Here is a 23,553-nt window from a genome sequence, read left to right as displayed (position 1 = left end):
CTTACTCCTTTAATTACATAATTATTTCTTCTAACTTCATCCCTCTTGATCCTTTTAATAAAACAGCTATATTTTCCATTTTATTCAGCTCATCTCTAATAATACTTTTTTCTGCAAAATAAGTTATTTTAGAATTATTTAAAATTTCTGAAGCTTTTTTCATTCTTTGACCATAAATAAATATTTTGTCAAAGCTATGCCTCAAAGCTTCTAATAAAATAATCTTATGATACTCTATTTCTTTCTCACCTAATTCTAAAGCATCCCCTAAAACAATAATTTTTTTTCTACTTAGTGGCAATGATGAGAAAGCTTTTAAAGCCATCTCCATTGATACCGGACTAGCATTATATGCATCATTTATAAAAAGTATTCCATCTTTTTCTATTTTTTCAAATCTCATAGAAGTTATTTTTATCTTTTCCAAAGATTGTTTTATCTCTTGATAAGACATACCTAATAATTTCCCTATAGAAATTGCAAAAGAAGCATTCACAGCATTATATAAGCCATTTAAAGGGACAAAATACTTTTCATCATTTAATCTAAAATGAACTCCTTCGTATACTTCAACTTCATCACTTATTTTAAAATTACTTTTCAAATCAAAACCAACTTTTAAAGTATCTAAATTTTTAAGATATGGATCATCACCATAAACTAATACATGATTTTTGTTTAAATATTTCAAAACTTCAGTCTTAGCTTTAAAAACATTATCTCTATTTATTAAAAATTCTAAGTGAGAATCTCCAATATTTGTTATTATAGCATAATCTGGCTTTGATATCTTAGATAACAAATCTATTTCTCCTAAATTGCTCATTCCCATCTCTAAAACAGCAACTTCATCCTTTTCATCCAATTGAAGAATTGAAAATGGTAATCCTATTTGATTGTTATAATTACCCAATGTTTTTTTTGCTTTATATTTATGTGATAAGACTCCAAATATTAAGTCTTTTGTTGTAGTTTTTCCTTCGCTACCTGTTACAGCTATAATTTTTATATTTAAATTTTCTCTATATATTTTAGCTATATCTTGTAAAAACTTTATACTATTTGAAACTTTTATTATTTTTGAGTTAATGATATCTAAATCTTTGTCACAGATAATAAGCTCAGCTCCTTTTTCAAGAGCTTCCTCTATATAGTTATTCCCATTATTTATAGCAATAAATAATGATCCCTTTTCTACTTTTTTACTATCCATTTGTACATTCTTAATTGATAATTCTTTTGGTACACTTATTTTTAGCTTTTGAAAATAGTCTGATAAAACTTTAGTAAATACTTTCAATTCTACATCCCCTTTTTTTATATTCGCTTCATATTTTACCATTTTTTTAGTACTCTTTTCAAATTTTTTTTAACCAATCCCTAAAACTTTTAATCCTTTATGGATACATTCTATTTCTATTGGCAATTTAGGTCCAGTTTCTCCATCAATATCTGTAGGATAATTCTCAATTCCAACTATTTTCATAAATTTAGTTTTAAAATATTTTACTGAATGAATATTCTTTTCTAAATGAGTTTTTGTTGCTAATGCTGCGCTTATTTCTGGAACATCAACAATAAAATCTGGTTTTAAAAGTAATACGTCAAAATATCCATCATCTAATTTTGCATTATAAGCTAATTCAAAATTTCCTGCACTTCTCCCATTAAAAACTAAAAGTGAAACCATATCAGTCATTGCACTATATTCATCACTTTCTAATATTATTTTTAATTTTTTTATTTTTGCAATCTCCTTTATACCATTTAAAACGTAAGCTAATTTTCCCATAGTTTTTATCATATTTCTATCTGTTGTTTGAGAGATTGTTGAAAAAACACCAATGCTAACTATATTTATAAAATATTGACTATTTATTTTTCCTAAATCTATCTCTTTTATCTCAGTTGATAATATTTTTCTACAAGCTTTTTCTATATTTTTAGGCATTCCTATAACATTTGCAAAATCATTAGCTGTTCCTGTTGGCAATACAGCAATTGGAATATCTATATTATTTTTTTTTAAAATATTAACAAAACTATTTATTGTTCCATCTCCACCAGAAATCAAAAAATGATGATAATCGTCTACATTTTCTAAAATTTCATTTTTATTACAACTATGTGAAACTCTAAAAATATCAACAATATATCCATGTTCTTGGTATACTTCAAAAATTTTATCCAGCTCTTTTAAAATTTTTCCACCACCTGAAACAGGATTATATATCAATTTTACTTTTCTTTTTTTTATCATATAATCATCCTCCAGTTTTTTGGGTATAAAAAAAAGATTGGCAACTTCCTATCCTCCCAGGGGGCTGCCCCCCAAGTACTTTCAGCGTTTATGGGCTTAACTTCCAGGTTCGAAATGTTACTGGGTGTACCTCCATAGCTATCGTTGCCAATCAATATTTATTTGTGTTCTTGAACACTTGAAACTATATAGTAGTATATTAAGGTTAAAACTTCGATATATTAGTATTGGTCAGCTAAAAGTCTCACAACTCTTACACCCCCAACCTATCAACCTCCTAGTCTCGAAGGTATCTTAAAGAGTACTTATCTTGAAGTCAGTTTCCCGCTTAGATGCTTTCAGCGGTTATCTGTTCCAAACGTGACTACCCAGCTGTGCCACTGGCGTGACAACTGGTACATCAGAGGTTTGTCCATCCCGGTCCTCTCGTACTAAGGACAGATCTTCTCAATACTCTAACGCCTACAGTGGATAGGGACCGAACTGTCTCACGACGTTCTGAACCCAGCTCACGTACCGCTTTAATGGGCGAACAGCCCAACCCTTGGGACCTTCTCCAGCCCCAGGATGCGATGAGCCGACATCGAGGTGCCAAACTCTACCGTCGATATGGACTCTCGGGTAGAATCAGCCTGTTATCCCCAGGGTAGCTTTTATCCGTTGAGCGACGACCCTTCCATTCGGAATCGCCGGATCACTATGTCCTGCTTTCGCACCTGCTCGACCCGTCAGTCTCGCAGTTAAGCTCTCTTATGCCATTGCACTCTACGGTTGATTTCCATCCAACCTGAGAGAACCTTTGAACGCCTCCGTTACTCTTTCGGAGGCGACCGCCCCAGTCAAACTGCCCACCTAGCACTGTCTTCGAGGGTACAAACCTCAAATTAGAATTCCGACATAGTATGGTTGGTATTCCACCAGTGACTCCGCGTAATCTAGCGACCACACATCTTAGTCTCCCAACTATCCTATACATACGATGCCAAAACCCAATACCAAGCTACAGTAAAGCTCCATGGGGTCTTTCCGTCCTACTGCAGGTAACCGGTATCTTCACCGGTAATACAATTTCACCAGGCCTCCCGTCAAGACAGCTCTCAGATCGTTACACCATTCGTGCAGGTCGGAACTTACCCGACAAGGAATTTCGCTACCTTAGGACCGTTATAGTTACGGCCGCCGTTCACCGGGGCTTCAATTCGGAGCTCTCACTCCTCCTCTTAACCTTCCGGCACTGGGCAGGTGTCAGCCCATATACGTCGCCTTACAGCTTAGCATAGACCTGTGTTTTTGTTAAACAGTCGCCTGAGACTCTTCACTGCGGCCTCTCATAGCTTTGCGTCGCGTGTACACTCACCATAAAAGGCACCCCTTCTCCCGAAGTTACGGGGCTATTTTGCAGAGTTCCTTAACGAGAGTTAGCCTGTCCGCCTTAGATTTCTCATCCTGACCACCTGTGTCGGTTTGGGGTACGGGCACTAATATCTTTATAACGCTTAGAAGCTTTTCTCGGCAGTGTGGTATTTGCACCTTCCATCTTACGACTCCTCATCACACCTCACGTTTAGTCTAGCGGATTTTCCTACTAGACCACGCTACATGCTTGAACTGGCACTTCCGTTCGCCAGCGTGCATAACCTCCTGCGTCCCTCCATCACTTGATATCAGTGGCACAGAAATATTAATCTGTTTTCCATTCGCCTACGCAATCTAGCCTCGGCTTAGGACCCGGCTTACCCAGGGGAGACAAACTTTACCCTGGAACCCTTGGTCTTCCGGCGTGGGGGATTCTCGCCCCATTCTCGCTACTTATTCCTGCATTCTCACTTCTGATACCTCCAGAGTCTCTTGTCGATTCTCCTTCAACGGCCTACAGAACGCTCTCCTACCAGTCGCTTACGCAACTCCACAGCTTCGGTTTATAACTTAGCCCCGTTACATTGTCGGCGCAGAGACTCTCGACCAGTGAGCTATTACGCACTCTTTAAAGGTATGGCTGCTTCTAAGCCAACCTCCTGGTTGTTTGTGAATCTCCACCTCCTTTCCCACTTAGTTATAATTAGGGACCTTAGCTGGTGGTCTGGGTTGTTTCCTTTTGACCATGGAAGTTAATTCCCATAGTCTCACTCCTGAGCTCTAGAATTATGGTATTCGGAGTTTGATTGACTTCGGTAAGCAGTATGCCCCCTAGGTCATTCAGTGCTCTACCCCCATAATTGAACACTCAAGGCTGCACCTAAATGCATTTCGGAGAGAACGAGCTATCTCCTGGTTCGATTGGCTTTTCACCCCTAAACCTACCTCATCTCCCAACTTTTCAACGGCGGTGAGTTCGGGCCTCCACTGTGTCTTACCACAGCACCCTGGACAGGCTTAGAACACCAGGTTCCTCCTCTATGCCCAGCGACTATCTGGCCCTATTCAGACTCGCTTTCCTTCGGCTCCGTTAAACTTAACCTTGCCACTGAACGTAACTCGCAGGATCATTCTCCAAAAGGCACGCCATCACCCCAAAGGGCTCTGACCGCTTGTAAGCACACGATTTCAGGTTCTATTTCACTCCCCTCCCGGGGTTCTTTTCACCTTTCCCTCACGGTACTATGCGCTATCGGTAAGTAAGAGTATTTAGCCTTACGAGATATGGTCCTCGCAGATTCACACAGAATTCCTCGTGTTCCGTGCTACTTGGGAGAGATCATACATTTGATACGGTTTACCTGTACGAGGCTTTCACTCTCTACGGCAGGCCTTTCCAGACCTTTCCAGTTCGGCGTATCATAATGTCGAATACCTTGCAGTTCTTCAGACGATCTTCCCGCTACCCCGTAGATGCAACGGCTGCATCCTTGGCACATCTACGGTTTGGGCTCACCCCCGTTCGCTCGCCGGTACTTAGGGACCGTGTTTACTTTCTTTTCCTCGGGTTACTTAGATGTTTCAGTTCACCCGGTTCCCTCTTTCGTGCTAAGACTCCATCTTAGCAGATTTCTCCATTCGGAAATCTTGGCATCACAGTTCGATTGCAACTCCACCAAGCTTATCGCAGCTTACCACGTCCTTCATCGGCTCTTACTTCCTAGGCATCCTTCGTGTGCCCTTAATATTTTAACCTTGTAATATAATTCATATTATTTAGACAGACTAACTACTCAATTTAAGATTGACTTAAAAATGAATTGTTAGTTAATTTAGAATATTTTCTCAATATCTACTATATAGTTTCCAATGTCCAAGTTTGATAGTAAAGAACACTATCAATCGAATAGAGAAATAGTCTCCTTAGAAAGGAGGTGATCCATCCGCACGTTCCCGTACGGATACCTTGTTACGACTTCACCCCAATCGCTAATCACACCTTAGGAACATCCCTCCTTACGGTTAGGCCTGCTACTTCAGGTGCAACCAACTCTCGTGGTGTGACGGGCGGTGTGTACAAGACCCGAGAACGTATTCACCGCAACATGCTGATTTGCGATTACTAGCGATTCCAACTTCATGTACTCGAGTTGCAGAGTACAATCCGAACTAAGAACAGCTTTAAGAGATTAGCTCACCCTCGCGGGTTGGCAACTCTCTGTACTGCCCATTGTAGCACGTGTGTAGCCCAGCGTATAAGGGGCATGATGACTTGACGTCATCCCCACCTTCCTCCTGCTCATCGCAGGCAGTATCGCATGAGTGCTCAACTTAATGGTAGCAACATACAATAGGGGTTGCGCTCGTTGCGGGACTTAACCCAACATCTCACGACACGAGCTGACGACAGCCATGCACCACCTGTCACTAAGTTCCGGCAAGCCGGCACGAATCTATCTCTAGAAACTTCTTAGGATGTCAAACGCTGGTAAGGTTTCTCGCGTTGCGTCGAATTAAACCACATGCTCCACCGCTTGTGCGGGTCCCCGTCAATTCCTTTGAGTTTCACACTTGCGTGCGTACTCCCCAGGCGGATCACTTATCGCGTTAGCTTGGGCGCTGAGGTTCGACCCCCAACACCTAGTGATCATCGTTTACGGCGTGGACTACCAGGGTATCTAATCCTGTTTGCTCCCCACGCTTTCGCGCTTCAGCGTCAGTATCTGTCCAGTGAGCTGACTTCTCCATCGGCATTCCTACAAATATCTACGAATTTCACCTCTACACTTGTAGTTCCGCCCACCTCTCCAGTACTCTAGAAAAACAGTTTCCAACGCAATACGGAGTTGAGCCCCGCATTTTAACATCAGACTTATTTTTCCGCCTAGACGCGCTTTACGCCCAATAAATCCGGATAACGCTTGCGACATACGTATTACCGCGGCTGCTGGCACGTATTTAGCCGTCGCTTCTTCTGTTGGTACCGTCACTTTCTTCTTCCCAACTGAAAGCACTTTACAATCCGAAGACCTTCATCGTGCACACAGAATTGCTGGATCAGGCTTGTGGCCCATTGTCCAATATTCCCCACTGCTGCCTCCCGTAGGAGTAAGGGCCGTGTCTCAGTCCCCTTGTGGCCGTTCACCCTCTCAGGCCGGCTATCCATCGTCGCCTTGGTGGGCCGTTACCCCACCAACTAGCTAATGGAACGCAAGGCTCTCTCTTGGCGCATATAGCTTTCATAAGTTTCCCATGCGAGAATCTCATAATATCCGGTATTAGCTGTCGTTTCCAACAGTTGTCCCAGACCAAGAGGCAAGTTCCTTACGCGTTACTCACCCGTCCGCCATCCTCATTACCCGAAGGTAAATCGAATCGACTTGCATGTGTTAAGCATTCTGTCAGCGTTCATCCTGAGCCAGGATCAAACTCTTCATTCAAATATATTTAAAGTCCTAAGACTTACGTTTACACCATTTATTGGTTTGCCATTTCTGGCATTTGTTATTTTCATAACTTCTGACTATTTTCTCTATTCGGTTGTTAATGTCCTTTTCTATAATTCTTGCCGGCGGTGTTTCCCGCTGACAAAAATTATAGTATCATAAATTTTAAACTTCGTCAACAAGTTTTTTTATTTTTTTAATATTTGTTTTTCTTTTATATCTAACTCTTCAATAAAAATAAGGTTTTCAATTAGTAATTTTTCTTTTACCTCATCACAAAACTTTTCTCCTAAACTATACTTTAACGTTTCACCATATGCCATTATCAATGGAAAATATTCTTGCTCTAAAAAACCTTCTGGATTTTTTCTTCTAAATTTTGAACTTTGTGTAAGCTCTTTATTTATACAGGGCGTATCATAGTAATCTTCAATTGTAAAGCCAGTAGTAAAATCATCTGGAACAGTTATGTATAATAAACTCTCATCATCTTCTGTTATAATATCTATAGGCCATAAGCTACAAACTAAAGGTTTTTTCTTAACAATCTCTTCAATGCCTGATTCATTTTCTAAACAAATAGCATGAAGTGAACAAAGCACTGATTCATTATTTGGTTTAAATGAACATGTACAAAGGGAAACTTCATTCTCTACCACTTCATTAGGAACCATACACGAATCTTCTTCTATACTTTTTATTATTTCTTCAATCTTATACCCACATTCTAATAAAATATCAATATTTTTAGTTTTTTTATTATAGCTTTCTATGTTATCTAAAATAAACTCTCTTGTATTTTTCTCATAAATCACTGGATTATCAGCACAACATGGATCTTGGCAATTAAAGCAATCAAAGTTAGCTAAATTTGAAAAAGCTGTATAATCAACAATAGCTTCATACGTTTTTCCTCTTAATATAACTTCAGTTTTTAATATGTCTACTCTAGAAAAATGCTCTCTTAACATTTCTTCTCTTTTTTTATTCACTTTATAAACTTCTTCACCTTTAGGATGATTTAAAAATAAAAAATAATTCATAACTTTCTCCTTAAAAACTTAATTTACTATTTCTATTTTAACATACTTTCCTATTTTTTTACAATTTTTCACTCTTCATTTATCTTGTTTTATTTACCTGTTGTTTTTCTTTTATTGATATAGTAAGATATAGTATAATATATTACTATACTATCTAATAGGAGGTACTATTTTGAATAAAAAAGTTGGATTACAACCAGGAACTCTTCTTTATACCGGTGATCGACAATCAACCTTAGAGATTCCTATAACTCACTACACTTACAATCATGAATCTTTCAAAAAAAATAGTTTTATTTTTAGAGATGATCTTTTTATAGAATTACATCCTTCACATGTCAATTGGTTAAATATTGGAGGTATTCATAATACAGATCTTATAAAAAAAGTAGGGGAAGCTTTTAATATTGATTCATTAATTTTAGAAGACTTGTTAAACAGTTCCCAAAGACCTAAGTTAGAAATTAGAGATGATTACATTTTTATCACTTTAAAAATGATTTCTCACTCTAGCAAAAAGCACAAATATGAATATGAGCAAATATCTTTTATATTATTTTCTAATCTTTTAATAACCTTTCAAGAAAATCCATTTGATGTTTTTGACAGTATTAGATGTCGGATTGAAAAAAGAAGTGGACGTCTTAGAACAAAAAAGGAAGGATATTTAACTTACTCTTTAATTGATAGAATAGTTGATAACTATTTTGTCATTATTGAAGATTTAGAAGAAAGAATTGATGATTTAGAAGATAAAGTTACTACCGATCCTAAAAAAGAAGATTTTGATGAAATATTAGAGCTAAAAAAAGAGCTCCTAAAATTCAGAAGAGCATTAACTCCTTTAAAAGAAGTCTCTTCAAAATTTAAAGATTCTGATATTCAAGAATATCTTGGAGAAGATATAGATATCTATTTACGTGATTTGCAAGATCATATAATTATAGCAAACGAATCAAACGATGCTCTTTTTAATAGAGGCAATGAACTTTTACAGCTTTATCACTCTACTATTAGTACTGGAATGAACGAGATTATGAAAGTTTTAACTATGATTTCTAGCATATTTATTCCCTTAAGTTTTCTTGCTGGGTTATACGGTATGAACTTTGAGCATATGCCTGAATTAAGCTGGAAATATGGATATTTTATACTTTTAGGAATTATGGGATCTATAATTGCAGGAACTGCTTATTTCTTCAAAAAGAAAAAATGGTGGTAACATTTAATTTTATTTATAATTTTTTACATAGGAGGATTTCAACAAATGGAACAAACACTGGCAACTTTTATCAACGAATTTACTGCTGCTCTTGCTAAATCAGCACCTATATTCATTAAAAAATTGATTTTTTTAGCAATTTTATGGGTTACTTATAGACCTGTTCAAGGATTTATTATGAAAGCTTTCAATAAGTTTTTATCACTAAAAAAACTTGACGAACTTTTAGTACATTTTTTACAGTCTTTTTTAAATATTTTAATAATTATATTTTATGCTTTAAATATAATTCAAATACTTGGTATTGAAATGACATCTATCTTAGCACTTCTTGGATCTATTGGTATCGGTATTGGACTTGCCTTAAAAGGAAGTTTGTCTGACCTTGCTGGTGGTATGCAAATACTAGCTTCTAGATATTTTACTAAGGGAGACTATATTATAACTTGTAGCGTTGAAGGAACTGTTCAAAGAATAACTTTCCTTTACACTGTTTTACACACTGTAGATAACAAGTTTGTTGTTGTACCTAACGGTAAACTTTCTGGTGAGGTTATTGTTAATGCTGGTGCTAATGCTGAAAGAAGAGTAGATTGCGTATTCTCTGTTTCGTACGATACATCTATCGATCAAGTTAAAGAACTTTTAACTGACATTGCTAAAAACCACCATCTAATTCTTCAGGATAAAGATATCTTTGTAAGACTTAGTAAACATAACTCAAGTTCATTGGATTTTACAATGAGAGTTTGGGCGAAAAAGGAGCACTACTGGGACGTATTCTTCGATCTTCAAGAGCTTGTTAAAAAGAAATTTGATGAAAACGGAATTGAAATCCCATACAACAAACTTGATGTTTATCAAAAATAATTTTAGAGGTGACTATTAATTTGAAAGACTTTATTCTTACTTTAAAAAAAAATATACTTAACGGTAAGCAAATCTCTTTTGATGAAGCTAAACGACTCTTAGATTTAGACGTTACAACACAATTAGATGATATTTTGTTTTTATCTAATTGTGCAAACGAAATTAGAAAGTTCTTTTGTGGAGATAATTTTAATCTTTGTACTATTATGAATGCAAAGTCAGGAAAATGCCCAGAAGATTGTAAATATTGCGCTCAATCAGCGCATTTTAAAACATCTTCTCCTGTATATCCCTTGACAAATAAAGACGAAGCTTTAAAGCTTGCTCTAGATGTAGAAAGAGAAGGCGCAAATAGGTTTGCTTTAGTTACAAGTGGAAGAGGGCTATTTTCTTCAAAAGAGACACTAGAGATTTCCAATATTTATAAATTTATAAATAAAAATTCAAACATTCATCTTTGTGCCTCTCATGGTCTACTTACAAAAGAATCTGCAAAAGCTTTAAAAGAGGCTGGTGTAAAAACATATCACCACAACCTTGAAACTTCTAGAGAGTTTTACGATAAAATTTGTACTACTCATACTTTCCAAGATAGAGTTGATACAGTTTTAATTGCTCAACAAGCAGGATTAGAAGTTTGTAGTGGAGGAATATTTGGTTTAGGTGAAACTTCTATTGATAGGCTTAATATGGCTTTTGAATTAAGAGAGCTAAACATTAAATCAATACCTTTAAATTTTTTAACTCCTATTCCTGGAACACCTATGGAAAATTATCAACCTCTAGAACCTATGGAAATTATTAAAACTATTGCAATTTATCGTTTTATTCTTCCTGATTCTTCTTTAAGATATGCTGGAGGAAGACTACAATTAGGTAATTTGGAAGTTCAAGGAATTAAAGGTGGAATAAATTCAGCTTTAACAGGAAACTTTTTAACAACTACAGGAAGTACAATCTCATCTGATAAAGAGATGATTATAAAGGAGGGGTTTATTCTTGATAAATAAAGTGAATATTGGTTATTTTATTATAGGAACAGATACTGATATCGGAAAAACCTACGTTTCTTCTCTTATCTTTAAATCTCTAAAAGATTATAATATAGGTTACTATAAACCTTTTCAAACAGGATGTTACTTAGAAAATGAAAATTTAGTTCCATTAGATCCTAAGTTTTTATGTGATTTTAGTGAAGTTACACTAAAAGATGAGATGACTACTTATCTTTTTAAAACTCCTGTTTCTCCTCATTTAGCTTCTGAATTAGAAAATATCCCCATTATTATGGAAAATATTTTCAAACAGTGGAATACCTTAAGTTCTAAATACCAAACAACTTTTATTGAAGCTGCCGGCGGAATATATGTTCCTATAATTCGTAATCAATACTTCATGTTTGATTTCATAAAAGACTTAAATATTCCAGTTATACTTGTTTGTTCAACAAAAGTTGGATCTATAAATCATACAATGCTTACAATTAATTTTTTAAAGGAAAAAAATATTCCAGTTCAAGGTGTTATCTTTAACAACTACACTGGTGAATTCTATGAAGCTGATAATATAAAAGTAGTTTTAGAAACTAGTAAAATAAAAAATCATATTGTTATTAAAAATGGTGATGAAATCATTTCACAGGAAAAACTTATTTCTTTTTTATGTAAATAAAAAAACGATCTACTTGTACGTAGATCGTTTTTTATTAAATTTTTATCTATTTTTCAACAAACTCTTTCCTGGTATCCCTGGCTTCGTCATCTCAAAAGGATTTAAAATTATATCTAACTCCTCTTTTGTTAACAACTTTCTTTCTAAAATCAAATCTACAACTGATACTCCAGTTTTTATAGATGTTTTTGCTATATCTGCTGCATTTTTATAACCTATATGAGGATTTAACGCTGTTATCGTTCCAACACTCATATCAACTAATTGTTGACATCTTTCTTTATTAGCCGTAATTCCAACTAAACAATTATCTATCAATGTATTTACACCATTTTTTAAAATTTCTATAGATTGAAAAAGATTAAAAAATAATACCGGTTCAAATACATTTAATTCTAGCTGTCCTGCTTCAGCAGCTTTAGTTACTGTTTGATCATTTCCAAAAATTTGAAAACAAACTTGATTCATAACTTCTGGAATCACAGGATTTACTTTTCCTGGCATTATTGATGATCCTGGTTGTTGCTGAGGTAAGTTGATTTCAGCTAACCCTGTTTTTGGTCCTGAAGCCATTAATCTTAAATCATTAGCCATTTTTGATAAGTTAACTGCTGTAACCTTAAGTGCTGAAGATAGCCATACAAAACTATCTAAATTTCTTGTTCCATCAACTAAATCATCAGCTTGAATAAAGTTAACTCCTGTAACTTCTGATAAAATTCTAACAACATCCTCTACATATTTAGTATCTGCATTAATACCTGTTCCTACTGCTGTAGCTCCCATATTAACAGTTTTTAAATCTTCTAGAGCCATCTTTATTCTTTTTATATCTCTTGCTATAGGCTGAGCATAAGCTTTAAACTCTTGTCCTAATCTAATAGGCACTGCATCCTGTAAATGAGTTCTACCCATTTTTATAACATTATCAAACTCTATACTTTTATTCAACAGAGTTTCGTTTAATCTCTCTAAAGTTTTCAATAATTCATCAGACATCATTTGTAAAGCTAATTTTCCAGCTGTAGGAATTACATCGTTCGTTGATTGCCCGTAGTTTACATGATCATTTGGATGAACTTTATCATATTTTCCCAATTCTCCACCTAATAGTTCCCCAGCTCTATTAGCAATAACCTCATTCATATTCATATTCATTGATGTCCCTGCCCCACCTTGAATAACATCAGTTATGAATTGATCTATAAATTTCCCTTCTATAATCTCTTCAGATGCTTTAACAATAGCTTCTACAATTTCCTCATCTAACATTCCTGCTTCTAAGTTTGCAATGGCCGAAGCTTTTTTTACGTATGCCAAAGCTTTTATAAAATCATTTCCTAATTTATATCCAGTAATATGAAAATTATTTTTACCTCTCAATGATTGAACTCCATAATATGCATGCACAGGTACCTCTAATACTCCTATTGAATCACTTTCTAATCTAAACTTCTCCAACTTTTTCACCTTCCCTTTATTTTCCCCAGAACATAAAAATCCAAAGTATAAAATTTTATTTTCATTTTGTTTCTTTTTGAAAATAAACATTTCGTTCTTTATCCGTTCATTCGTGCTTTTATGTTTTAAAGTATACTGGTTTTTTTTTAAAAGTCAAGGTATTTTTAATACATTTTTATTTTAATAATATAAATGTATCATCTTTAGAAACTTCTTCTTTAATTTCAAAATATTCTGGATTTTCAGCTTCTAATTTTTTTAATTTTAGAAGTGTTCTTCCTAAATGATGTTCTAACATTCCTCTTAATTTTTCTATATCTTTTTTTTCTAGAGCCTCTAGTATTTCTTCGTGTTCTTTAACAACAGATATATCACTAGTTTTATTTTTAGCATTTAAAACACGAACCCTTTGATAATGACCCGTTCCATTTAAAGCTAGCTCCCACAATCCTGGAATTCCTGCTTTTTCAAATATCATTTTATGGAAGTCATTATCCATTTTATGAAATTCTAAATAATTACGATTTCCCTCACAATATACTCTTTGCATTTTTATGTTTGTTCTTAAATCCTCTATAAACTCTTCATCTAAAGTTTCTATTACTCTTTCAAAAGCTGCTGTTTCTAAAGCAACTCTTAAAACTTTTGCCTCAAGAACTTTTTGAGCACTAATTTTCGTTACAAAAGTTCCTTTTTGCGGAATGCTTTCTATTAATTGATCATGCTTTAAAAGAATCAAAGCTTCCCTAATAGGAGTTCTACTCATTCCTAATTTTTCACCTATAACTTTTTCACTAAGTTCACTTCCTGGTTTTAAATTTAATTCAAATATATTTCTCTTTAATATCTTGTATGCGTAAGCAGAGTTGCTATTTTCTCTTGACATTACTTCCTCCTAAAATTTAATTTTAAATATATCTTTATAATAGAATATACTAGTTACTTTGTCAAACTCAATATTTCAACATAAAAAATAGAGGTGATATACACCTCTATTTTACACTATAGTTCAAATCCATATGGTAATAATTCTTCCATTGACATTATTTTGTAATCTCTTTTTAAATTCCCTAAAATAATTACTGTATCATCATTTGCAAACTCTTTTATAACCTGTCTACATGCTCCACACGGACTTACAGGTCCTGTTGTATCTGCTACAACAGCTATTAATTTTATTTTTCTCATACCTTTACTTGCCGCAGCAAAAATTGCACTTCTTTCTGCACAATTAGAAAGTCCATAAGAACCATTTTCTATATTTGCGCCTGATGTTTCGTTTCCATTTTCATCTACTAATACTGCTCCCACTTTAAACTTCGAGTATGGTGCATAAGCATTCTCTCTTGCTGCGATAGCCTTATCAATATATTCTAAAATTATTTTTTTGTCTAATTGTTTTTTCATAATAATTACTCCGCTACACTTTCTAATGCAATTTCTATCATATCTCTTAAAGTTGTCTGTCTTTCTTGAGATGTTGTTTCTTCTCCAGTTACTAACGAATCTGAAATTGTTAATATAGTTAAAGCTTTCGCATTATACTTAGCTGCTATAGTATAAAGTGCAGCTGTTTCCATCTCAACACATAAAACTCCAAATTCTGCCCATTTTTTATAAGATTCGAAATTATCTCCGTAAAACTCATCTGCTGTTAATACATTTCCACCTTTTACTGCTATTCCTTTTGCTTTAGCAGCTTCAGCAGCTTTCATAAATAATCCAAAGTCTGCTGTAGGGGCATAATCTGCTCCACCAAATCTAAGTCTATTCATTCCTGAAGTTGTTGATGATGACATCGCTAAAATTACATCTCTTACTTTTACATCTTCTCTGTATGAACCTGCCGTTCCAACTCTAATAAGATTTTTTACTCCGTACTCTCTTATAAGTTCATTTACATATATTGATATTGATGGAACTCCCATTCCTGTTCCTTGAACAGAAATTCTTTTCCCTTTATAAGTTCCCGTGAATCCATACATACCTCTAACTTCATTATAACAAACAACATCTTCTAAAAATGTTTCTGCTATCCATTTAGCTCTTAATGGATCTCCTGGTAATAATACTGTTTCTGCTATTTCTCCCTTTTTTGCTCCTATATGTACACTCATTTTACCCTCCTAATTGGTCTTTTTATTTTGTTATTTTATCAGCAAAGCTTCCTTTTAAGTTTGTTCTTCCTAATAAAAGCTCCTCTATTGTTGCAGCTATTGTTGAAAACCCTTCTTGGACTCCTAAATCAACATTTTCTTTTAAATTTTTCCCGTACACTAATACTGGAATATACTCTCTTGTGTGATCACTTCCTTTGTATGTAGGGTCACATCCATGGTCTGCAGTTAAAACAAGTATTTCATTTTCTTTTAAATTTTCCATTATCTCAGGTAAATAGTTATCAAATTCTTCTAAAGCTAATTTATACCCTTTTGGGTCTCTTCTATGACCATATTTCATATCAAAATCAACTAAATTAGTAAATATAATTCCTTTTGTATCTTTTTTTAGTTCATCTATAGTTTTTAAAATACCATCTAAATTATCTTTATTTGTTCCTCTGCTTTCAGTTATTCCCACACCAGCAAAAATATCACTTGTTTTTCCAATTCCAATTACATCTAATCCTGATTTTTTTATTCTATCTAGCATGCTTTCAATTGGAGGTTCCACTGAATAATCATGTCTATTTGATGTTCTAACAAACTCTCCAGCTCTTTTCCCTGTATAAGGTCTTGCTATAACTCTCGCTACTGGAGATAGCTCGCTACATATTTCTAGTGCTTTTTTACACGCTGAATAAAGCTCATCTAAACTAATTAACTCCTCGTTTGCTGCAATTTGAAATACTGGGTCTGCTGATGTATAAACTATCCAAGCTCCTGTAGCTAATTGTTCTTCTCCATAAACATCTAAAACATCTGTTCCTGAATATGGTAAATTGCAAATTACTTTTCTTCCAGTAGCTTTTTCAAAAGCTTCTATTGTCTCTTTTGGAAATCCATTGGCATAAGTTGGGAATGCTTTCTCTTGAACTATTCCTGCAATCTCCCAATGACCTGTTGTTGTGTCCTTCCCTTTAGAAAGCTCTAGTGCTTTTCCATAAGCTCCAGAAGCAACGTTTGTTTTATCAACTCCCAGAATTTCTGTTATATTTCCTAAACCTAATCTCTCCATATTCTTTAGATTTAATCCACCTGTTGCAAGGGCTATATTTCCTAGTGTATTTGTCCCCTCATCTCCAAACTCTTTCGCATCTGGTAAAGCCCCAACTCCAGCACTGTCAAGTACTATTAGTGTAACTCTTTCTATTTTTTCCATAGTAATCCATCTCCTTTTTTATGAGGTAACAAAAGGCTGATCAAATATGACCAGCCCCCCATTTATTATTTATCACTTACCTTAATTTCTCCAGCCATTAATTTAGCTTTTATTTCTTCAAATTTAGCAAGTTTTTCTGCACCTATAATCTCTTTTGTAAATTGGAAATCTGTTACTCCAACTCCATTTTCTTTAGCTCCATAAACAGCTAATCCTGGTACAAACTCTCCTTTAGTTAAAGCTTTTATTGTATCAAAAACTCCAACATCAACATTTTTTAACATTGATGTTAATACAGTTCCTGGCTCTACACCATCTTGATTTGAGTCAACTCCAATAGCAAATACACCCTTTTCTTTTGCTGCTGCGATAACTCCCATTCCTGTTCCACCAGCTGCATGATATATTACATCTGCACCTTGATTGATTTCAGAAATTGCATTTTCTTTACCTCTTACTGGGTCATTAAATGGATTTGGTCCAGTTGTGTATACAGAGAAGAATTTAACCTTAGGATTTACATACTCTGCACCTTGCTTAAATCCAACTTCGAATTTTTTAATTAAAGGATTTTCCATTCCTCCAACAAATCCAACTGCATTATTTTTTGTCATTAATCCAGCTATAACTCCAACTAAGAAAGATCCCTCTTCCTCTTTAAATACCATTGACTTAACATTTGGTAAATCTACTACATCATCAATCATTAAAAACTTTGCATCTGGATAGTCCGCTGCAACTGTTCTTGCTGATTCTGTCATTTGGAATCCTGTAGCTATTATCAAATCATATCCAGCTTCAGCATACTCTCTTAAAAACTCTTCATCCTCTGCAGGAGAAGCAGGTTCAACATATTTAAATTCAATCCCTAACTCTTTTTGTGCTTGCTCTAATCCTCTGTAAGCAGCGTCATTAAATGACTTATCTCCCAACCCTCCAGTAGAAAGAACTATTCCTACTCTAGTTGGTTTTGCTGCAAATAATCCAATTGCTAACATCATTGACATTACAAAAGTAACTATTTTTCTCATTAACACCCTCCTAAATAACTTTATACTAGTAGAATTTTAACATATTATTAACTTAAATCAAAGAAAAATTTACTATTATTTCATCATTTTTCCTAATGTATATATTAATTCATCGATTACTTTGTTCTCTTCATTATTTTTTATCCCTGATACAACACACTTTCTCAAATGATTTTCTAGTATAACTTTTGCTATTCCATCTAAAGCTGCTTTAGCTGATGATATTTGATTTAGTACATCATCACAATAAGCATCTTCTTCTATCATTCTTTTTATTCCTCTAATTTGTCCTTCTACTCTATTTGCTCTTGCAATAAGCTTCTTTTTGTCACCACATATTTTATTTGAACAATTATCTTCCATAAATCCTCCTGTTACTATTTAAACCACTTTAATCTCAAGGCATTTGAAACAACAGAAACAGAACTCATTGCCATTGCTGCTCCAGCTATCATAGGATTTAAAAGATGTCCTGTAAATGGATACAGTATTCCTGCAGCCACAGGTATTCCTAGGCCATTATATATAAATGCCCAAAATAAATTTTGCTTTATATTTTTCATCGTTGCTCTACTTAACTCTATAGCTTTTGGTACATCTTTTATATTTTTACTCATCAAAACTATATCTGCACTTTCTAAAGCAATATCCGCTCCTCCACCCACAGCAATTCCTATATCAGCTTGTGTTAATGCGGGTGAGTCATTAATTCCATCTCCAACCATTGCTACTTTTTTACCTGAAATTTGTAGTTTCTTTATTTGTGAATATTTTTGCTCAGGAGATACCTCTGCTATAACTTTTGTCAATCCAACTTCTTTTGCAATTGCTCTCGCTGTTCTCTCATTATCACCAGTTAACATTATAACATCTATCCCAATATTTTTTAACTCTTCAATAACAACTTTAGAGCTTTCTCTAACTTTATCTGCTATTGCTATCATTCCAAGATATGTATCCTTAGCTGCTATGTATATAACTGTCTTTCCTTCATCAAATAGTTTTGCTCCCTCTTCTAAATGCTCTTCTATATTGATATTATATCTATCCATTATTTTTTTATTACCTACTATTACTTCTACATCTCCAACAGGGGTATCTTCTAATGTTCCTGTAACCCCTTCTCCTGTAACCGAATTAAAACTTCTCACACTAAACATCTCAAGTTTTCTTAAGTTTACCTCTCTCATAATAGCATCTGCTAAAGGATGTTCTGAATTTTGTTCTAAACTTCCAACTACTTTTAAGAGTACATTTTCTTCCAATCTATTAGATAATATATTTGTTACTGTAGGTCTCCCCATAGTTATTGTACCAGTTTTATCAAATACAACAGTATCGACCTTACAAGTTTTTTCTAAAGCTTCTCCTGATTTTATTAAAATTCCTAACTCTGCTCCTCTTCCTGTTCCAACCATTATAGCTGTGGGAGTAGCTAGCCCTAAAGAACAAGGACACGCTATTACTAGAACTGAAATCAATATTGTTAAAGCAAACACACTTGGCGTTTCATTTAGTGATACTAATCCTAAAGTTCCTACAATATACCATGTTAAACTTGAGATTACTGCTATTGCAATAACTACTGGTACAAAATAACTAGATATAACATCTGCCATTCTAGCTATTGGAGCTTTTGAACCTTGAGCATTTTCAACAAGTCTTATTATTCTAGAAAGAGTTGTATTTTCTCCAGTTTCTGTAACTTCTATTTTTAAACTCCCAGTTCCATTTATAGTAGCTCCATAAACTTTACTTCCATCTATTTTTTTTACAGGTATACTCTCTCCTGTCAACATTGCTTCATCAACACTTGAAATACCATCTATTACAACTCCATCTGTAGGAATTGATTCTCCTGGTTTAATCAAAAGAACATCTCCTACTTCAACTTCTTCTATATCAACTGTTACTATTTTTCCATTTCTAAAAAGATTTGCTCTTTTACTTTGTAAACTCATTAATTTTTTTATAGCTTCAGATGTCTTTCCTTTACTCACATTTTCTAAATATTTTCCCAAAGATATTAAAGCAATTATCACTACCCCTGATTCATAATAAAGATTATGAACAAAATGTAAATCACCTTCATATATTTTAAACGTTCCATATAAACTGTATATGAATGCTGCTCCTGTTCCTAAAGCTATTAAAGAATCCATACTAGGAGTTTTGGATTTTAATTTTTTTAATCCCGATATATAAAAATCTCTACCAACATAAACAACTGGTATTGAAAGAATCAGTTGAATCATTGCAAACAATAGTGGATTTGTATCATAATGAATTACATTTGGTACAGGTAACCCTATCATACTTCCCATTGATATGTAAAATATTATTGCTCCAAAGATTATAGCTATTAAAAATTCATTAAATTCTCTTTTTAGTTCTAATTTTTTCTCTTCTGCTCTTCTATCTATTACCTCTTCTGTTATTCTCTCTCCTGTATATCCAAACTTTGCTATTAAATGGAATACTTCTGATAGTTTTACTATAGCCGAATCATAAGTTATTGTAGCCTTTTCTGTAGCTAAATTTACAACTATCGAATCTACTCCCTTCATTCCTGAAATTATTTTTTCTACAGTTCCTACACAACTTTGACAATGCAATCCCTTAATTGAAAAGATAACTGTTTTCAAATCTTTAATCTCTTCTAAAGTATATCCTAGAGGAACAATTTTATTTTTTACATCCTCTTCCTTTATAACTTTTTCATCAAAATTAACAAACAATTCTTCTGTAGCTAAATTTACTTTAGCATTATTAATTCCTTGTGTAGATGTTAATATTTTTTCTATTAATGCCACACAACTTTGACAAGTAACATTCCCAATTCTATATCTTTTTTCCATTTTAACACCTCCTATTTTATAGGGTACACCCCTATAGTATGATAATAACATACAAATAAAAAAAAATCCACTCTTTATTGAGTAGATTTTTATTTTTCTAATTCAACTGTTACCTTCAATCTCTTTAAACCTGTTTGAATTGCTTTTATTTTAAATTTACTGATTCCTTTTATTTCTAAAAGCTCTTCTGTTGAAGCTTCTTGTATTTTCGATAAATTTCCATAATTATTTACTATTTTATCAATATCTCTTTTTGTTAATTTTGTTATTTTATCTAAAATTCTATATCCCTTTGGTGTTACTCTATTGCCCAAAGTTGAGTATGTTTTTCCGTAATCTAAAACTGCTGATAATTTTTCTAGTTCTTTTAATTCATCATCAGTTAATTTAGATAGTCTATCTGTTATTTCATCTAAATCAAAAGGAGAGTTAGAACAATTCCAATAATCTCTTAAAAAATCTTCTTTCTCGCTTTCTATATCTTGGATTAAATCATTTAAATGTAGTCTGACAAGTCTTCCATCGACTCCTAATTCAGTCATATAAGCATTCATTTCTTGAAATATTCTTGTTACTTTTTCAAATCTTTGTAATACAACAGTTACTTCGTATAGTGTAACTAAATCATCTAATTCAAGAATTGTTAAATTACCTAAAGCTTTATCTAAAACAAATCTGTAACGCTCTAAAGTATTTAAACCTTGTGATGCTTCTCCCATTAAATCTGGAGTATTTCTGAGCCTATGTTTCATTTCTCCCTTATATATAGTTACAACTTTTTTTCTTTCGGATACAGCAATTACCAATTTATCTGTTTGTTTTGCTACTCTTTGAGCTGTTCTATGTCTTGTACCACTTTCATTTGTTGAAAATCTCATACTTGGTTGTAAATGAACATTTGCTGAATGAATTCTTGTTATATCAGAATCTAATATTATAGCTCCATCCATTTTACACAATTCAAATAATTTCTCTGGTGTATATTCACAATTTATTTCAAATCCCCCGTCCATAATTTTTTGAACCTCATTATCTAGACCAACAACTATTAAAGCTCCCATTTCACCATCTAAAACATTATGTATTCCCTCTCTTAATCTTGTTCCTGGAGCCAAAAGAGAAAGAATCTCTAAGAATTCTGGGTTATTCATCTTTACTCATCCTCTCTAAAAATTCTTCTAAATTTTTTAAATATATTATCTTTAATTTATAACTATTTTTTTCTATCTCTTTTCTATTTGCTTCCGGAACATAAACCCCTTTAAATCCTAACTTTTCTAATTCTCTTAGTCTTCTATCTATAAAGAAAGCTTTTCTTATTTCTCCTCTTAAACCCAATTCACCAATAGCTGCTATTTTTTGACTAATAGCTACATTTCTATATAGAGAAACTATAGATATTAAAGCCCCTAAGTCCGCTGCTGGATCATTTATAGACAGTCCACCTGGAATATTTATAAAAAGGTCCTTCATTCCTAAACTTAATCCCATTCTTTTTTCCGCAATTGCTGTTAATATTTGCATTCTATTTCTATCAAACCCCTGAACAATCCTTTTAGGTATTCCAATTGTACAATCTGTTAAAAGGGTTTGTATCTCTAAAAGAAAAACTTTAGTTCCTTCTAAAACAGGAACTACCATACTTCCAATATTTTTTTCATCTCTTTCGCTTAAGAAAAATTCTGAAGAATTTTTAACTTCATGAATTCCTGTATCTTCCATACTAAATACTGCTAACTCATTTGTAGAACCAAATCTATTTTTCAAACTTCTTAGTATTCTATAAAAAAGTCCTTCTTCTCCCTCAAAATGGAATACAGCATCAACCATATGTTCTAATAATTTCGGTCCTGCAACTTTACCATCTTTCGTTATATGACCCACTATAAAAAATGAAACTTCATTTTTTTTAGCAAGTTCTATAATTTTCAAAGTACACTCTCTTATTTGGGTAGGTGTCCCTGGAATAGAATCTACATCTGAATTATACAGTGTTTGAATCGAATCAACAATAACTATTTTTGGTTTTTTTGTAATAACATACTCATATATACTCTGAATATCTGTTTCTGACATTAAATAAAGATTCTCTGAATATATCCCTAATCTCTCACCTCTAGATTTTATCTGAGCTGGCGATTCCTCTCCTGAAACATAAAGAACATCGCCATATTCTGTATATTCTTTAGCTGTCTGTAAAAGCAAAGTTGACTTTCCAATTCCTGGATTACCTGTTATTAAAACAACTTCTCCCTTTACTAAGCCTCCACCTAGGATTCTGTCAAATTCAGATATTTTAGTTTTATATCTAAAATTTTTTTCGATTTGGACATTGGCAAATGAAACTACTTTTTCTTGTATATTAACTAATGAATTTGTGGATGATTTTATACTTTTAGCTGCTATAGGTGAAATTTCGATTTCCTCTTCAAAAGTTCCCCACTCACCGCATCCATCACATTTTCCCATCCATTTTATAGTTTTAAAACCACATTCACTACATACATAAAAACTTTTTGCCTTTGCCATCATTACTCCTTAAATCTTTTTTTTATCTTTTCTATTACATATTCATCTAAATAATTGTCTAATTTACCATTATATAGGGCTAGTTCTCTAACAACAGAAGAACTTACATATAAGTACTCTTTAGATGCTGGAATAAAAACTGTTTCTATCTCACCTTCGGATATATCGTAATTTCCATAAGCTAAAGATAACTCATATTCATAGTCTATTACAGCTCTCAATCCTCTGATTATATATCGACACTTTATTTCTTTCATATAATCAACTAAGAGTCCACTATGTTCAACTACCTCTATATTTTTTATTCCTTTTAAGGTTTCTTCAACCATTTCTTTACGCTCTTCTAAAGAAAACAATGTTTTTTTCGAGTTATTATTTAAAACTGCAACAACTAATTTATCACACATTTTACTAGCTCTTTTTATTATCTCTTTATGTCCTTTTGTTATAGGATCAAACGTTCCTGAATATAAAGCTAATTTCAT

The 23,553-nt window shown here is 33.5% G+C and carries 18 protein-coding genes and 3 rRNA genes; 4 read left to right on the top strand and 17 right to left on the bottom strand.

Going from position 1 to position 23,553, the window contains the following annotated elements; all coding sequences use genetic code 11:
* Positions 1 to 13: 13 nt before the first annotated feature.
* The 6 genes from NON08_RS07285 to NON08_RS07260 form a co-directional block, all read right to left on the bottom strand.
* Complete coding sequence (locus tag NON08_RS07285) at positions 14 to 1,342, bottom strand: UDP-N-acetylmuramoyl-tripeptide--D-alanyl-D-alanine ligase (RefSeq protein WP_256690798.1); 1,329 nt, start codon at positions 1,340 to 1,342, stop codon at positions 14 to 16.
* A 27-nt stretch (positions 1,343 to 1,369) separates the two neighbouring features.
* Positions 1,370 to 2,260, bottom strand: coding sequence for a YegS/Rv2252/BmrU family lipid kinase (locus NON08_RS07280; protein WP_256690797.1), 891 nt, complete (start codon positions 2,258 to 2,260; stop codon positions 1,370 to 1,372).
* Between the two features lie 35 nt (positions 2,261 to 2,295).
* Positions 2,296 to 2,412 (bottom strand): 5S ribosomal RNA (rrf, locus tag NON08_RS07275).
* Between the two features lie 49 nt (positions 2,413 to 2,461).
* Positions 2,462 to 5,371 (bottom strand): 23S ribosomal RNA (locus NON08_RS07270).
* 172 nt (positions 5,372 to 5,543) lie between these two features.
* A 16S ribosomal RNA gene (locus NON08_RS07265) occupies positions 5,544 to 7,056 on the bottom strand.
* Together the 16S, 23S and 5S rRNA genes form the textbook arrangement of a ribosomal RNA operon.
* Positions 7,057 to 7,250: 194 nt before the next feature.
* Positions 7,251 to 8,105 carry a hypothetical protein gene (locus NON08_RS07260; protein WP_256690796.1) on the bottom strand — a complete coding sequence of 285 codons (855 nt, stop codon included), beginning with the start codon at positions 8,103 to 8,105 and terminating at the stop codon, positions 7,251 to 7,253.
* A gap of 172 nt (positions 8,106 to 8,277) precedes the next feature.
* Here NON08_RS07260 and corA point away from each other — a divergent pair, with 172 nt between their 5' ends.
* The 4 genes from corA to bioD are packed head-to-tail and all read left to right on the top strand — an operon-like array spanning position 8,278 to position 11,868.
* The gene (corA, locus tag NON08_RS07255; protein WP_256690795.1) at positions 8,278 to 9,327 is read left to right on the top strand and encodes a magnesium/cobalt transporter CorA; all 1,050 of its coding nucleotides are present in this window, start codon (positions 8,278 to 8,280) and stop codon (positions 9,325 to 9,327) included.
* 45 nt (positions 9,328 to 9,372) lie between these two features.
* On the top strand, positions 9,373 to 10,197 hold the full coding sequence (locus tag NON08_RS07250; RefSeq protein WP_256690794.1) for a mechanosensitive ion channel family protein: 825 nt from the start codon (positions 9,373 to 9,375) through the stop codon (positions 10,195 to 10,197).
* A gap of 20 nt (positions 10,198 to 10,217) precedes the next feature.
* On the top strand, positions 10,218 to 11,207 hold the full coding sequence (bioB, locus tag NON08_RS07245) for a biotin synthase BioB (protein WP_256690793.1): 990 nt from the start codon (positions 10,218 to 10,220) through the stop codon (positions 11,205 to 11,207).
* Positions 11,197 to 11,868 (top strand): dethiobiotin synthase, encoded by a 672-nt coding sequence (bioD, locus tag NON08_RS07240; protein WP_256690792.1) that lies wholly within the window; start codon positions 11,197 to 11,199, stop codon positions 11,866 to 11,868. Before bioB ends, bioD begins: the two co-directional genes overlap by 11 nt.
* A gap of 42 nt (positions 11,869 to 11,910) precedes the next feature.
* Here the strand turns inward: bioD and NON08_RS07235 are convergent, their stop codons facing one another.
* From NON08_RS07235 to coaD, 11 genes are all read right to left on the bottom strand, one after another.
* Positions 11,911 to 13,329 (bottom strand): aspartate ammonia-lyase, encoded by a 1,419-nt coding sequence (locus tag NON08_RS07235; RefSeq protein ID WP_256690791.1) that lies wholly within the window; start codon positions 13,327 to 13,329, stop codon positions 11,911 to 11,913.
* A 175-nt stretch (positions 13,330 to 13,504) separates the two neighbouring features.
* Positions 13,505 to 14,215, bottom strand: coding sequence for a GntR family transcriptional regulator (locus NON08_RS07230; protein ID WP_256690790.1), 711 nt, complete (start codon positions 14,213 to 14,215; stop codon positions 13,505 to 13,507).
* Positions 14,216 to 14,331: 116 nt separating this feature from the next.
* On the bottom strand, positions 14,332 to 14,736 hold the full coding sequence (cdd, locus tag NON08_RS07225; protein ID WP_256690789.1) for a cytidine deaminase: 405 nt from the start codon (positions 14,734 to 14,736) through the stop codon (positions 14,332 to 14,334).
* A 5-nt stretch (positions 14,737 to 14,741) separates the two neighbouring features.
* Positions 14,742 to 15,446, bottom strand: a complete 705-nt coding sequence (gene deoD, locus NON08_RS07220; protein ID WP_256690788.1) for a purine-nucleoside phosphorylase — start codon at positions 15,444 to 15,446, stop codon at positions 14,742 to 14,744.
* 22 nt (positions 15,447 to 15,468) lie between these two features.
* Positions 15,469 to 16,650: a phosphopentomutase gene (locus NON08_RS07215; RefSeq protein WP_256690787.1), complete on the bottom strand. Its 1,182-nt coding sequence runs from the start codon at positions 16,648 to 16,650 to the stop codon at positions 15,469 to 15,471.
* Between the two features lie 65 nt (positions 16,651 to 16,715).
* Positions 16,716 to 17,681, bottom strand: coding sequence for a BMP family lipoprotein (locus NON08_RS07210; RefSeq protein WP_256690786.1), 966 nt, complete (start codon positions 17,679 to 17,681; stop codon positions 16,716 to 16,718).
* Positions 17,682 to 17,756: 75 nt separating this feature from the next.
* Positions 17,757 to 18,044, bottom strand: coding sequence for a metal-sensitive transcriptional regulator (locus tag NON08_RS07205; protein ID WP_023051677.1), 288 nt, complete (start codon positions 18,042 to 18,044; stop codon positions 17,757 to 17,759).
* A gap of 14 nt (positions 18,045 to 18,058) precedes the next feature.
* Entirely contained in the window at positions 18,059 to 20,539 is a 2,481-nt protein-coding gene (locus tag NON08_RS07200) for a heavy metal translocating P-type ATPase (protein WP_256690784.1), read from the bottom strand.
* A gap of 89 nt (positions 20,540 to 20,628) precedes the next feature.
* Entirely contained in the window at positions 20,629 to 21,690 is a 1,062-nt protein-coding gene (gene disA, locus NON08_RS07195; protein WP_256690783.1) for a DNA integrity scanning diadenylate cyclase DisA, read from the bottom strand.
* Positions 21,683 to 23,068, bottom strand: a complete 1,386-nt coding sequence (gene radA, locus NON08_RS07190; protein WP_256690782.1) for a DNA repair protein RadA — start codon at positions 23,066 to 23,068, stop codon at positions 21,683 to 21,685. Before radA ends, disA begins: the two co-directional genes overlap by 8 nt.
* 2 nt (positions 23,069 to 23,070) lie before the next feature.
* Complete coding sequence (gene coaD / locus NON08_RS07185) at positions 23,071 to 23,553, bottom strand: pantetheine-phosphate adenylyltransferase (protein ID WP_256690781.1); 483 nt, start codon at positions 23,551 to 23,553, stop codon at positions 23,071 to 23,073.

Source organism: Cetobacterium sp. NK01 (genome assembly GCF_024506395.1).
Taxonomy (GTDB): domain Bacteria; phylum Fusobacteriota; class Fusobacteriia; order Fusobacteriales; family Fusobacteriaceae; genus Cetobacterium_A; species Cetobacterium_A somerae_A.
The sequence above is the reverse complement of the archived record's forward strand: the minus strand, read 5'-3'. Positions and strand labels throughout refer to the sequence as shown.

Excerpts from the sequence above, each read along its gene's own strand:
- NON08_RS07285 (WP_256690798.1), bottom strand. The coding sequence starts at position 1,342 with ATGGTAAAATATGAAGCGAATATAAAAAAAGGGGATGTAGAATTGAAA.
- NON08_RS07280 (WP_256690797.1), bottom strand. The coding sequence starts at position 2,260 with ATGATAAAAAAAAGAAAAGTAAAATTGATATATAATCCTGTTTCAGGT.
- NON08_RS07260 (WP_256690796.1), bottom strand. The coding sequence starts at position 8,105 with ATGAATTATTTTTTATTTTTAAATCATCCTAAAGGTGAAGAAGTTTAT.
- NON08_RS07250 (WP_256690794.1), top strand. The coding sequence starts at position 9,373 with ATGGAACAAACACTGGCAACTTTTATCAACGAATTTACTGCTGCTCTT.
- NON08_RS07230 (WP_256690790.1), bottom strand. The coding sequence starts at position 14,215 with ATGTCAAGAGAAAATAGCAACTCTGCTTACGCATACAAGATATTAAAG.
- cdd (WP_256690789.1), bottom strand. The coding sequence starts at position 14,736 with ATGAAAAAACAATTAGACAAAAAAATAATTTTAGAATATATTGATAAG.
- deoD (WP_256690788.1), bottom strand. The coding sequence starts at position 15,446 with ATGAGTGTACATATAGGAGCAAAAAAGGGAGAAATAGCAGAAACAGTA.
- NON08_RS07215 (WP_256690787.1), bottom strand. The coding sequence starts at position 16,650 with ATGGAAAAAATAGAAAGAGTTACACTAATAGTACTTGACAGTGCTGGA.
- NON08_RS07210 (WP_256690786.1), bottom strand. The coding sequence starts at position 17,681 with ATGAGAAAAATAGTTACTTTTGTAATGTCAATGATGTTAGCAATTGGA.
- NON08_RS07205 (WP_023051677.1), bottom strand. The coding sequence starts at position 18,044 with ATGGAAGATAATTGTTCAAATAAAATATGTGGTGACAAAAAGAAGCTT.
- NON08_RS07200 (WP_256690784.1), bottom strand. The coding sequence starts at position 20,539 with ATGGAAAAAAGATATAGAATTGGGAATGTTACTTGTCAAAGTTGTGTG.
- disA (WP_256690783.1), bottom strand. The coding sequence starts at position 21,690 with ATGAATAACCCAGAATTCTTAGAGATTCTTTCTCTTTTGGCTCCAGGA.
- radA (WP_256690782.1), bottom strand. The coding sequence starts at position 23,068 with ATGGCAAAGGCAAAAAGTTTTTATGTATGTAGTGAATGTGGTTTTAAA.
- coaD (WP_256690781.1), bottom strand. The coding sequence starts at position 23,553 with ATGAAATTAGCTTTATATTCAGGAACGTTTGATCCTATAACAAAAGGA.